The organism is Aquirufa ecclesiirivi (assembly GCF_011250515.1).
In the GTDB taxonomy this organism is placed as follows: domain Bacteria; phylum Bacteroidota; class Bacteroidia; order Cytophagales; family Spirosomataceae; genus Aquirufa; species Aquirufa ecclesiirivi.
Genome location: NZ_JAANOP010000008.1, coordinates 135,945 through 147,852, shown reverse-complemented (window position 1 = coordinate 147,852; position 11,908 = coordinate 135,945). Strand labels below are relative to the sequence as shown.

Annotated in this window: 10 protein-coding genes; 6 read left to right on the top strand and 4 right to left on the bottom strand. The window is 40.0% G+C overall.

Features of this window, described 5'->3' with window-relative positions:
- Positions 1–7 precede the first annotated feature (7 nt).
- The 3 genes from G9H65_RS11255 to G9H65_RS11245 are packed head-to-tail and all read left to right on the top strand — an operon-like array spanning position 8 to position 5,458.
- Positions 8–3,547 (top strand): nitrate reductase, encoded by a 3,540-nt coding sequence (locus G9H65_RS11255; RefSeq protein ID WP_166375430.1) that lies wholly within the window; start codon positions 8–10, stop codon positions 3,545–3,547.
- Entirely contained in the window at positions 3,528–4,031 is a 504-nt protein-coding gene (locus G9H65_RS11250) for a nitrate reductase associated protein (protein ID WP_166375429.1), read from the top strand. The genes G9H65_RS11255 and G9H65_RS11250 overlap by 20 nt, the downstream gene beginning before the upstream one ends.
- A complete protein-coding gene (locus G9H65_RS11245; RefSeq protein WP_166375428.1) occupies positions 4,028–5,458 on the top strand; it encodes a rubredoxin in 1,431 nt (476 codons plus the stop codon). Before G9H65_RS11250 ends, G9H65_RS11245 begins: the two co-directional genes overlap by 4 nt.
- Here the strand turns inward: G9H65_RS11245 and G9H65_RS11240 are convergent.
- Positions 5,451–6,032, bottom strand: coding sequence for a molybdenum cofactor guanylyltransferase (locus G9H65_RS11240; RefSeq protein ID WP_166375427.1), 582 nt, complete (start codon positions 6,030–6,032; stop codon positions 5,451–5,453). The genes G9H65_RS11245 and G9H65_RS11240 overlap by 8 nt on opposite strands.
- Complete coding sequence (locus tag G9H65_RS11235; RefSeq protein WP_166375426.1) at positions 6,029–6,304, bottom strand: SelT/SelW/SelH family protein; 276 nt, start codon at positions 6,302–6,304, stop codon at positions 6,029–6,031. The genes G9H65_RS11240 and G9H65_RS11235 overlap by 4 nt, the downstream gene beginning before the upstream one ends.
- Positions 6,305–6,415: 111 nt before the next feature.
- Here G9H65_RS11235 and G9H65_RS11230 point away from each other — a divergent pair, with 111 nt between their 5' ends.
- The 3 genes from G9H65_RS11230 to G9H65_RS11220 all read left to right on the top strand — a co-directional run bounded on the left by G9H65_RS11230 (position 6,416) and on the right by G9H65_RS11220 (position 9,193).
- The gene (locus tag G9H65_RS11230; RefSeq protein WP_235927502.1) at positions 6,416–7,321 is read left to right on the top strand and encodes a PIG-L family deacetylase; all 906 of its coding nucleotides are present in this window, start codon (positions 6,416–6,418) and stop codon (positions 7,319–7,321) included.
- A 258-nt stretch (positions 7,322–7,579) separates the two neighbouring features.
- Positions 7,580–8,137: a hypothetical protein gene (locus G9H65_RS11225; protein ID WP_166375425.1), complete on the top strand. Its 558-nt coding sequence runs from the start codon at positions 7,580–7,582 to the stop codon at positions 8,135–8,137.
- A gap of 3 nt (positions 8,138–8,140) precedes the next feature.
- Positions 8,141–9,193 (top strand): DUF4407 domain-containing protein, encoded by a 1,053-nt coding sequence (locus tag G9H65_RS11220; RefSeq protein ID WP_166375424.1) that lies wholly within the window; start codon positions 8,141–8,143, stop codon positions 9,191–9,193.
- A gap of 65 nt (positions 9,194–9,258) precedes the next feature.
- Here the strand turns inward: G9H65_RS11220 and G9H65_RS13435 are convergent, their stop codons facing one another.
- Both G9H65_RS13435 and G9H65_RS13430 read right to left on the bottom strand, forming a co-directional pair.
- Positions 9,259–11,001: a zinc-dependent metalloprotease gene (locus G9H65_RS13435; protein WP_262887536.1), complete on the bottom strand. Its 1,743-nt coding sequence runs from the start codon at positions 10,999–11,001 to the stop codon at positions 9,259–9,261.
- Positions 10,994–11,839, bottom strand: a complete 846-nt coding sequence (locus G9H65_RS13430; protein WP_262887535.1) for a DUF5117 domain-containing protein — start codon at positions 11,837–11,839, stop codon at positions 10,994–10,996. The genes G9H65_RS13435 and G9H65_RS13430 overlap by 8 nt, the downstream gene beginning before the upstream one ends.
- Between the last annotated feature and the right edge of the window lie 69 nt (positions 11,840–11,908).

The following is an 11,908-nucleotide window of genomic DNA, read 5'->3' as shown; positions in this document are numbered from 1 at the left end:
ATACCTCATGGATAAGCACTTAAAAGCGGGCTTCTCGGAGCATTTAAGTACCTGCTGTTACTGTGGGGTTGGCTGTGGTGTGTCCATACAAAAAGATCCACTAGGAAGAATTTGGGTGGAAGGAGAACAAGGTCATCCCGTGAACCAAGGACAACTTTGTAGTAAAGGGATGAATTTACATCATACGGTAAATGATACCTCTGACAGGTTACTTTATCCCGAAGTCCGCTTTGGGAGAAGTCAACCTCGTCAACGTGTCAGCTGGGATATAGCTTTAGAGCGTACAGCTGCCGTTTTTAGTTCATTAATTGAAAAATATGGACCAGATTCAGTGGCTTTTTATGCCTCTGGCCAATGTCTGACGGAAGAATATTATGTGATCAATAAGCTCATCAAAGGATATATTGGTTCCAATAACATCGACACCAACTCTAGGCTTTGCATGAGTTCGGCGGTGGTGGGATATAAAATGTCTTTGGGAGAAGATTCCGTACCCGCATCCTATGAAGATTTAGATCTAGCTGATGTGATTTTTGTAGCTGGCGCCAATCCTGCATGGTGTCATCCCATTCTATGGCGTAGGGTAGAAGCTGCCAAAGAACGAAATCCGAATTTGAAGATCATTGTCAGTGATCCGCGCAAAACCCAAACTTGCTCCATAGCTGATGTTCATTTACAGCTAAATCCTGGTACAGATATCGTATTGCATCATGCCATTGGTCGATCACTCATCGAGATGGGCGCCATTGATGTAGCATTTGTATCGAATCACACAGAAGGATTTACTCAATACCAAGAGTCCGTCATGCAAAGGACCTTGGAAGAAGCAGCGGAACTTTGTGGTGTATCAATAAATGACATACTTACCACGGCATCATACATCAAAGAGGCCAAAGGGTTTATGACCATGTGGACCATGGGATTGAATCAAAGTGCCGTGGGAGTCAGTAAAAACCTCTCCTTGATAAATTTAAATTTAATCACAGGTCAAATCGGACGACCAGGTGCTGGTCCTTTATCACTCACTGGTCAACCAAATGCTATGGGAGGAAGAGAAGTAGGAGGGCTTTCCAATTTGCTTCCTGCGCATCGGGATCTATTGAATCCTGATCATCGTGCTGAAGTAGAAGATTTCTGGTCTGTTCCTCGTGGCCGGATTGCTCCCAAACCAGGGCTCAGCGCTACCGAAATGTTTGAGGCATTAGAATCTGGAAAATTAAAGGCTGTTTGGATTATTTGTACCAATCCTTTAATCAGTATGCCCGATGTTCGTCGAGTAGAACAGGCCTTCAAGAAAGCTAAATTTGTAGTAGTTCAAGACATTTCCAATAAAGTAGAAACCTTAGCCTATGCAGATGTAGTTTTACCTGCTGCATCATGGGCTGAGAAAGAAGGTACCATGACCAATGCTGAAAGAAGGGTCAGTTATTTGCCAAAGGTATTGAACGCTCCCGGTGAAGCACTTCCTGATGCTGAAATTATTTGTCGTTTCGCACAAAAAATGGGCTTTAAAGGCTTTGATTTTAATCATTCAGCTGACATTTATGCCGAACATGTGCAATTGACCCAAGGGACGAATGTAGACATGAGTGGATTGAGTCACGCGCTTTTGAAGGAAAAAAGAACGCTACAATGGCCTTATATCCCAGGACAAAGTGACCAAGGTACAGCTCGTTTGTTTTCGGACAATCAGTTTTATACTTCTTCTCAAAAAGCCCAAATTCATACTGTTTCGGATGAAAATACATCAGAAAAAGTATCAAATGAATTTCCCTTGATTCTAACGACAGGTAGAATTCGGGATCAGTGGCATACCATGTCCAAAACGGGAAAAGTGAATAAGTTGAAACAACATATTCATGAATCCTTCCTTGAAATTCATCCGGATGACGCCGCCCAATTGGGTATACAAGATCAGTCCTTAGTAGAAATAAAAAACAATCGGGGGGAAGTGCGTGTCAAAGCCAAACTATCTTCTGACATTAAAAAGGGTGTCGTGTTTTTGCCCATGCATTGGGGAAAACTGGGTAATATGGATTTGAACCGGGCCAATAATTTGACCAATAATTTGGTTGATCCCAAGAGCAAAGAACCGGATTTTAAATTTTCAGCGGTATCTGTAAAGGCATATAAAAAAACAAAGCAGAAGATCATTGTGGTAGGTGCGGGTGCAGGTGCTTGTGGCTTTGTGAAGTCGTATCGACAATACAATACCGATGACAGCATTGAAGTGTTCAGTAAAGAAAACTTACCCTTTTATAATCGAGTATTACTTCCTGATTATATCAATGGCACGCTTCCTTGGATTAACCTAGTTAAGATGTCGGAGGAAGAAGAATTAGAACATCAATTTACCTTACATCGGGGTGTTTGGATTACCTCGGTAAATCGGGAAGAAAAACGGGTAGTGGATAATTTAGGAAGAAGCCATCACTACGATGTGCTTATTTTAGCTACGGGAAGTAGGCCAGCACTTTTGCGGGATATACCTGATTTGGCCGGAGTATTTACGATGCGTAGTCGCATGGATGCCGACCGCTTTTTGGCCCACATAGACCCGAAACAAGGGTCTGTGTTAATTGTGGGTGGAGGCTTATTAGGGATTGAGCTAGCGGCATCCTTACAAGAAATGCAAGTTAAAGTGACGATTATTCATCGAAACTCTCGTTTTATGGACCGACAATTGGACCCTTTGGGAAGTCAATTGCTGCATGAAGAATTAGTGGACCGAGGAATTGGTATACATTATAACGATGAAATAGAACGCTTTTTAGGTGAAGAAAACATAGCAGGTGTCCGTTTGAAAAGTGGATTAACTTTGACATGTCAAGCCATGGTCATCGCTATTGGCACGATACCCAATATAGAATTAGCCAAAGAAGCTGGCATAAAAACCCAAAGGGGGATATGTGTGGATGCTTATTTACAAACCAATGATCCTTCTATTCATGCCATTGGGGAAATTGCCGAATGTGATGGATCCCTGTTTGGAATAACAGCTGCAGCAGAGCAGCAAGCTGAAATTGTAGCCCGCTATTTATCAGGGGATATTTCAGCTCAATATTCAGGCTCTTTATTGATGAATATCTTGAAAATGCATGGCACGGATTTTTGTTCCATGGGTATTATTGAATTGCCTCAAAATCCCGCTTTTGAAGAGGTGGTGTTTATTGATAAGGCCAAAAGGTATTATAAAAAATGCATTATCCACAATGATCGTTTGGTGGGAGCTATATTGATTGGAGATAAGCGAGAATTTCTAGAGTTTAAAAATCTGATTGAAAATAAGATTGAATTAAGTGAGAAGCGATTGCAGTTACTTCGTGCTGGGGAAGCTCCTGAGCCAGTCATTGGTAAATTGATTTGTAGCTGCAATGGCGTAGGCGAGGGGAATTTAGTCAAAAAGATAGATGCCGGCTGTACGGATCACCTACAATTATGTCAATTGAGTGGTGCGGGTATGGGTTGCGGAAGTTGCCGCCCAGAAGTGAAATCGATTTTAGATCGTACGTTGAAAATGAAACAACATGAAAGAGTTCTTGAATAAACCTTCGATCTTTAAAGGTCAAAAGGGTTTAGAATATTTTAATTTTGAAGAGGATTTTGTAGAAGCCGATATGCGGTGCATCCCGATGGTGGTTCGCTTTAAATTAGATCAAGTGAAGATCAAATTGAAGCTGCATGAATGGGCAAAATTTTCGGCCGCTGAAAAATTAGCTTTAGCGCTAGCTCCTACCGAAAGTTTATCGGATAAAATGAGTTATAAGGATAAATTAAGGTCCTTAGTATTTCAATATACGAAAGAGGAATTGAGCGAATTAGATCCCAGTAGATTGATTTTTGATTGGATGGATGTGTTGGTAGTTCCAGCGAGGCTTCAAGAAAAAGCCAAGGATTTTGGTTGGAAAGTTTCCGTACAACAATGGGCTCAATTGAGCCATTTGCAGCGTTATGCCTTGTTGAAATTGACCAACCCTGGACATGAAAATAAGAATTTCCCAATCGCCATGCGTGAATTTAATATCGTATGAATTATGTAAAAATAAATTTTCTGGGTGGTATTATTTCTCCAGGAGATCTCTTGGAAATACTGGAGTTGCTGGATCACTTGTACATTCGCTATGTCAGTTTTGGATTACGCCAGCAGCTAATCATTCCAGTAGAAGAAGAATTCATTCCCGCTCTGAAAGCTGGATTAGAAAGGAAGGGGATACCCTATGAAGTGAATTCAGAAGTTTATCCCAATATCGTTAGTTCCTATCCGGCTGAAGATATCTTCATTCAAGGTACTTGGCTGAGTGAAGGGGTATATCGCGATATTTTAGATGGAATTGATTTTTCTCCTCAATTGAAAATTAATATTTCGGATTCCAATCAAAGTTTCACACCGCTTTTAACGGGTAATATCAATTGGGTTGCATCGGTCAACGAAGCCCATTTTTGGCATTTATTTATCCGTTTTCCTAAAACCAATGTGGTCTATCCATGGACGGAATTGGTACATACCCAAGACGTAGCTTCATTTTCTAAGTCCTTAGAAAGTCTACTATTGAGTGACTTGCCGGCCTTTTATGATCAAGAAAATGCCAGTGGGGTGGAGCTGATGTCGCGCATGAATTTAAAGCCTTATATTTTACGAAGAGCCCAAGAATCAGCCAAATTGCCGGATTTCAATTTACCTTATTATGAAGGATTAAACCGCTATAATAACCGCTATTGGCTAGGAATCTATCGAAGGGAAGAAAAATTTGCAGTGGCTTTTTTACAAGAAGCTTGCCAATTGTGTTTGGCTACCAAAGTAGGACAAATGGGATCCACTCCCTGGAAATCTTTGATTATAAAAGGAATAGAGGAGGCTGATAAAAGGGCATGGAACCTCTTACTAGAAAAGCATCAAATTAACATGCGACATGCGGCAAATGAGCTCAACTTTCAAGTGGAGGATCATAGCCCTGAGGGATTAGCTTTAAAGCAATTTTTGGTCAAGCACCTAAATGAAGAAGACACTCGGTCCTTTGGACTAAGTATAGGAATTAAAACCAGAAAGAAATCGGAAGTATTTGGTGGCATCGTGGTTAGAAGAAGGCCTGTTTTATGGGGACTTTTTCATGTGTATGATATTCTTTGTGCCAATGATTTTAATCCCAATCAACGAACAGGTTCTTTGTATGGATCAGGACTTCCTAAATTTATTTTGGGTGAACAGTTACGAAGGGCTATTTTGAGTTTTTATAAATTTCGTTCCTCAAAAATGAAGGTGTCTACGGTGCCAGAAATTGTGCAGGAAGAAACTAAACTTAGTTTATGTCAATGTACGGCTTGCTTGACTATTTACAATCCTGCCTATGGAGATGAGTCTCAGCAAGTTTCAGCAGGTACTCTTTTTGAAGATTTACCAGCAGATTATGTTTGTGAAATGTGTGAGGCACCCAAACTCACTTTTGTGAGTATTAGTTGATTTGATCTGGAGAATTACAATTAAGGAAATACTTAGCGTTTTCTTCTGAAACGGGTTTTATGGCTGCTTGAAGTCGGTTTAAAATGGAAATAAGACTCGTTTTTGTCAGCTCGTTTTTTTCTACAAGGTCAGCTATTTGTGCCAATCCCTGCGCGGAATAAATGGCGCACATGGGTTCTATTTGTGCCCCATTTTGGTATACCCATGCCAAAGATGCTGCATTGTTTTTCTGGAACTCCATCAATTCTTTCAAACAAGAAATTTCCATGTTGGGCATATCACAGGCTAAGACTAAAATATTTTCCTTGGGGTAAATGCTATGTGCAGAGAGGATACCTTTGATGGGCCCAGCAGCATGTATTTCAGGAAGGTCTACGATGATGTTTTCAGGATTTATGTGCGCAGAATAAGGGGATGATTGTTCTACATGTAAACCTACAAAGCTCCTGATTCCACAAGAATTCAATTTGTTCCAAGCAGATTTAGCCCAAATTTCTCCTGATTTGCTGACTAACAGACCCTTGTCAGCGCCCATACGTAGACTTTTACCACCTGCCATGACGAGTCCTATCATCGATCGGAATGTCCCAAGGACTTTTCTGGGCAAATTTTGTCTCGTACTAGTTGTTTTAATTCCTTGATTTCAGCAAATCCCCCATGCGTTTTACGGTCAAACAGAAGCTCATCATTGACATGTAGCGCAAATTCACCCGATATTTCACTGGGTTTTAAGGTCACAGCCCCTAGTTCAGCTTCAAAAGTGCTCAACATTTCTTGAGCCACATAGGCTGCTCGAAGTAACCAATGGCATTTAGGGCAATAGGAAATAAGTAAAGTAGGTTTCATGGGATGGGTAAGGTATTAACATGCTTCGTCAAAATTGCGGATCATTCGAATAAATTTACCTAATTTATTGAAAAATTACCCCTTCTTTTGATTTTACGATACCTAAAACCTATGTCATTGATGAAATCTATTGCTATCTTCTTTTCTCTGTTATTGATTGGTTTTACATTTCCTGCCTCATCTCAAGGTCCCAAAGTACTTGTTGTCACGGCTCATCCCGATGATGAAACGGGATTCTCGGTAAGTTTATTTAAAATCACCCACGAATTAAAGGGAATAGTGGATATGGCAGTGATGACAGATGGAGGCGGAGGCTTTGCCGATTCCCAATTAGGTGCCATGTATTATGGTTTAAATTTAACCGATTCCTTAGTTGCTAGGACTCATTTACCCCTGATCCGAAAGCAAGAGATATTGGATGCGGCTAAAATCATGGGCTTGCGCAATATCTATTTTATGGAGCAGCCAGACGATTGGTATACCCTTGACCCTAAGCCCTATATTTCTGGTAAAAATTGGGATATTCCCTTCGTGGAAAAGCGATTGGATTTGATTTTAGCCGAACGCCAATATGATTTTGTAATCACCATGTTGCCACATGCAGGTCAGCATGGACACCATAAAACTGCAGTGTTACTAGCTCTTAGAGCCGTCCAACGATACAAAGGGTCACATAAGCCCATTATTATAGCTGGGAGTCCATTGTCGGCTAATGCCAAACCAGTCGACTTTAGCATGCTGGATGGTTTTCCAGAAACGAAGATCAAAGCCAATGCTCCAACGTTTACCTTGAACAGAGCTTTTCGATTCAAAGAAAATGATAAGGTAAGTTATAAAATTGTGGCAGATTGGGTCATTGCGGCCTATAAATCCCAAGGTGCCATTCAAGAAAATGGCATTCATAAAACGGACTTTGAAGTGTATCGCTATTTTGATATCAATGATGCTCAAGGTATTCAGTCGGTGCAAGACCTATTTCAACAACTGGCCAATAGTGGTTTTGCGGCACCTCGATAGCATTTTCTGGGCAGGAATAGATAAATATACCTTTCATGACAATTCTCTAGGCTTTTAATTCGTTAGGTATTCACCTGATTGACCTTGGATTTTCTCCCTGGGTTACAGGCTTTTTATCCACTAAAATCAAGCTTTAGACTCGGAATGTGCCGTTTATCCTAATTTTTATTTATTCGAAAATTTTATGACTTACTTGGTCGGTATTGTTCCTTTTCCACTAATTCAATCAACCTAACATTTTTAAAAGAGCCTAGCATTATGGGAATTTGGAATTATTTATTTGGAGGGAATAAGCCAGAAGAAAAGGCTGTTCCTGATGTGTCTTTAGAAGAAGAGGCGAGTCGGATTGATCAGCATTTGAATCCTAATTTAGATGTTCGTAAGCCGCATTTCGACGGTAGATCGGAATCTACTTGGCAGCGAATTTTTGATCGAATTCGGCATGATTATGAAATGGAAGGATATCAAGATGCTTTGACGACGGCGGATAATAAGTACCGCGACGATAATATTTCCATCATCAAATTGGATCTGCAAGCGGATATTCATGAAGCGGAAATTGCCATCAAAGAATACCTGAAAGAAATCGATTTTCACATCAATTCTCGAAGAAAGGCAGACCTACATGATTTAGTGGAGGAGCTAGAGTCTAGACGGGAAATTTGCCTAGATCGATTAAAGACGATGGAAGAAATTAAGTTGGACGTTTCGAATGATACCGGCACTTCTACTCGCATTGTGTTAGCTTACAAACGTGGATTTAATAAGGGTTTGGCAGCTCTTTCTATGGCCAATATCATCAACCGTAACATCTAACCTATGGAAAAGACCTTCATCCCTAAAGACCTTTGGCTTCGTTTTGGTTGCTTTCTTTCGGGGCATAATTACCAAATTTTGTCGGAATGCTCAGAAGCAAGCAAACGAGATCAAAAGAAAATCACTTCGGCATTAGTTATAATCACGCTCATTTGGTCCATTATCGGTTATATATTTTCCAATAAATACCTCAATTTTGGTCCCTGGTTATCCTTGCTAGGTTCTGCTTTCATGGCAGTTTTAATTGTTCAGATAGAGCGACAAATTATACTTTCTGCCAAACTGAATAGCTGGGCTAAATTCTTTCGTGTCTTATTGGGTATCATTGTAGCGGTAATTGGGGCCAGTATCATCGACCAGTATTTATTCGCCAACGACATCCAGAAAATTGCTCAAGCGTCCGTCGAAGCTAAGGCATTAAAAGAAAGTAATATTGCTAAAAATGTCTACCAAACGGCCATTGCTCAATTGGATAGTACCATCATGGTAGAGAAAATCAACTACCAAAAAATACAAACTCAAGTATTGAAACTACCTGCAACGCTAGCAGGTGGAGGAGGAGGAAAACGATTTGATGCTGAAGGTAATTTGATTAGTGAACAGCAAAGTAGTCGCATTCCCAATCCTGAGATTTCCAATTTACGGGCCTTTCAAGCCTCCATTGCTTCCAAGATTAGTGTGTTGGAAAATGAGAAAATTCAGAAAGGGCAACAATATGCTGCGGAGGTAAAGAATAAGGCCAAAGAAATTTTAAGTCGTAAACCTGGCTTTTTGGATGAGTTGAATGCTTTGATCAATTACCTGATGGAGTTTGATCCTTATCCCACAGCTTTGATATTTTACTTGATTTGGTTTTTCTTTTTCCTTTTGATTGAATCCTTGGTGCTTATCATTAAAAGTAATCATCATGAAAATGATTATGAAAAGGTGATCGACTATCAACAAAATATTCGGATTCGTCGATTAATGGCGCTAGAAGATAAGCGCAATGCCGCATTAGGAGCTGATTCAATGATTGGTTCAACATCTCATTTGATTCAGAATTTGCCCAAGTAGGTTTGTTCATTCATAAAAAAAGCCTTCCTGTTTACTGGAAGGCTTTTTTTGTTGCACTAATGAAATTATTTCTTAGGATCTAAGGCTTTATCAATACGAGCAATTAAATCCAATATATGAAATTTACTCAATCGGTCAGCTGATCCAGCAGAAGCTGCTTTTAAGCTATCTTTTAAGTTGAGTAATTGACCTCTGGCGATAGATGGTAAATCTGTTTGATTTAGATTAACCACTCGTGTTTTAAATCCAAAAGTTACACCTACGGGAATAGACCTTACTTGTGTTGTTCCTGGATTTAGCAAGGCAGCTACTTTGTCAATGTACAATTTTTGAAGATTTCTTCTGAAAATATCCACGGAAGTTTGACTCTTTAATTCCGAGAAAATACCTAATCGTAAATCAGTCATTAATTCATCGACCGAATAATTGTTTTTGTTGATGGATGAACCTTCCATCAAACGTACCATGCGGTCACCTAGTAAGAGATTGCTCAAAGTAGCATCTTGCATGGATTTAATCACTTCAACTCCGTTTTCAGGATTGATTTTGGCAAGGATGTTTTGATCCAATAACCAAGTTGGCGTAGCAAATAACTGCTTATTTAAGAAAGCTACGGCATCTTTTTGTAAGTTCTTTGGTACTATTTCAAATTGATTACCCACCATATCATAGGTTTTAGGATTGTCATAAATACCTCCCACATTTTTTGTTACATGGCCTAAATACCTTCTGTATTGTCCAGTGACATTGGTGTATAATTCATCTAATTCAGCATAGCTTTCTCCGTTTTCTTTGGTCCAATCAATTAAGTTGGGAAGAATTCTTTGTAAGTTTTTAATGCCATAAGTTGAAGCAATCATGGCATTATCACCGATGTCCTCGGTTTGGTAACGTGGATCATAGGGACTGACTTCTGTACCAAACCATAGTCTTCGGTTTTTGTAAGCTTCTTTCGTCAATTCATTTAAAATAGCTTTCTCTTCTTTTTCACTTTTGGCTTCATCGAAATAGGAATAGCCCCACTTGATGGCCCATTTGTCATAATCTCCAATTTTCGGGAATAAATGTGTTACGCCATCTTCTGGCTGAGCCACATAATTGAAACGGGCATAATCCATGATAGAAGAAGTATGTCCATTTTTTTCTTGGAAGTCTTTATCGCGTAATTTTTCTACGGGAGTAGCAGAACTCGCGCCCATGTTATGACGTAAACCTAAAGTATGTCCTACTTCATGAGAGGAAACAAAGCGGATTAGTTCACCCATTAAGGCATCGTCAAATGTTTTTTTGCGTGCTTTAGGGTCTACGGCTCCGGTTTGAACCATATACCAATTTCTCAATAATGACATGATGTTATGGTACCAGCCGATATGACTTTCCAGGATTTCGCCTGTTCTAGGATCATGTACATTGGGGCCGTAAGCATTTTGAATATCAGCAGCGAAATAGCGAACGACAGAGAATCGAGCATCCTCTAGACTCATGCTAGGATCATTTTCTGGCCAATACTCTCCACGAATGGCATTTTTCCAACCGGCATGTTCAAAAGCCGCTTGCCAATCATCAATACCCGCTTTGATGAATTTTTTCCATTTGTCTGGAGTGGCAGGGTCAATGTAGTAAACGATGGGTTTTGCAGGTTCAATCAATTGGCCTTTTTTCTGTTTTTCTGCATCTTCTTTCGACTTAGGTTCAAGGCGCCATCTAACGGCAAATACGTCAGTATCTGCTTTTTGAGATTCTTCTTCAAACACTCCATATTGATTGGCGAAATAACCGACGCGGGCATCAAAACTTCTTTTACGCATGGGTTTTTTGGGCAAGGCAATCATGGAAGTATTTAATTCCAATGTCAATAAGTCCAGCATCTAAACCGGCAGGTAAATTGGTTCCAATTCTAGGAACTGGGCTCAACGAAATCAAGGAGGGTACCGTAGAATAGGTTTTTACCGTTCTGATTTCCGTATTGATAGGAAAGCTACTTATTTTCTGAATATATGACTTATCCTTTTGAAACGCCTGAATACTCAGTGTTTGTTTTCTGACCGGATCTAAAGAAAATGTTTGAATGTCGGAGTCAAAGGTACTGGTCATGTCGATGACATAGGAAAGCTCCTTTTTACCTGTGGAGTCTTTTTTAATGGCTAATATGTCATAAATTCCTACTATTGGGTTCGCTGATGAGTTTTTAACCGCCTGAGCTAAGGGCTTTCCTTCATCGGGTGACATGATAACGTAGCTGATGGAACGAAGTAATAGGTTATTGTTATTCCCTTTTTCAAATTGAATCACTTGTCGGTTTACTTCCTCTCCTCCAAAAATTCCTCCACCAGCTGGTGTTTTGGAAAAACGGGTAATGGTCATGATTTCTTGGTCAATGAGGGTTGCTGGAATTTCAAAAAGAAATTTCTGATCCACTTTATGGACATCGAATAATCCTTTTTGGGTGACAGCTGTGCTATCGACTACCTTATTATAAGGTTTAGGACCTTTTTTATTGGCATCTACTTTGGGCGTTTCGGCAATGGGAGCTGCAGCCACTGGAGTTTTGGGAACCTCTGGTTTTTTATTGCCTTGGGCTAATGCTGCTGGTGATTGACTCATCAGCAAGACTGCCATAGCAAATGACAATTGGATTTTTTTCATGCAATTTTTAGTGTGTTTACAAGGAAGCGATCGAGTATTACGACATTCCTAATGTGGATGTTAGCATTA

Coding starts and splice junctions, on each gene's coding strand:
- G9H65_RS11255 (WP_166375430.1), top strand. CDS start 8: ATGGATAAGCACTTAAAAGCGGGCTTCTCGGAGCATTTAAGTACCTGC.
- G9H65_RS11250 (WP_166375429.1), top strand. CDS start 3,528: ATGAAAGAGTTCTTGAATAAACCTTCGATCTTTAAAGGTCAAAAGGGT.
- G9H65_RS11245 (WP_166375428.1), top strand. CDS start 4,028: ATGAATTATGTAAAAATAAATTTTCTGGGTGGTATTATTTCTCCAGGA.
- G9H65_RS11240 (WP_166375427.1), bottom strand. CDS start 6,032: ATGATAGGACTCGTCATGGCAGGTGGTAAAAGTCTACGTATGGGCGCT.
- G9H65_RS11235 (WP_166375426.1), bottom strand. CDS start 6,304: ATGAAACCTACTTTACTTATTTCCTATTGCCCTAAATGCCATTGGTTA.
- G9H65_RS11230 (WP_235927502.1), top strand. CDS start 6,416: ATGTCATTGATGAAATCTATTGCTATCTTCTTTTCTCTGTTATTGATT.
- G9H65_RS11225 (WP_166375425.1), top strand. CDS start 7,580: ATGGGAATTTGGAATTATTTATTTGGAGGGAATAAGCCAGAAGAAAAG.
- G9H65_RS11220 (WP_166375424.1), top strand. CDS start 8,141: ATGGAAAAGACCTTCATCCCTAAAGACCTTTGGCTTCGTTTTGGTTGC.
- G9H65_RS13435 (WP_262887536.1), bottom strand. CDS start 11,001: ATGCGTAAAAGAAGTTTTGATGCCCGCGTCGGTTATTTCGCCAATCAA.
- G9H65_RS13430 (WP_262887535.1), bottom strand. CDS start 11,839: ATGAAAAAAATCCAATTGTCATTTGCTATGGCAGTCTTGCTGATGAGT.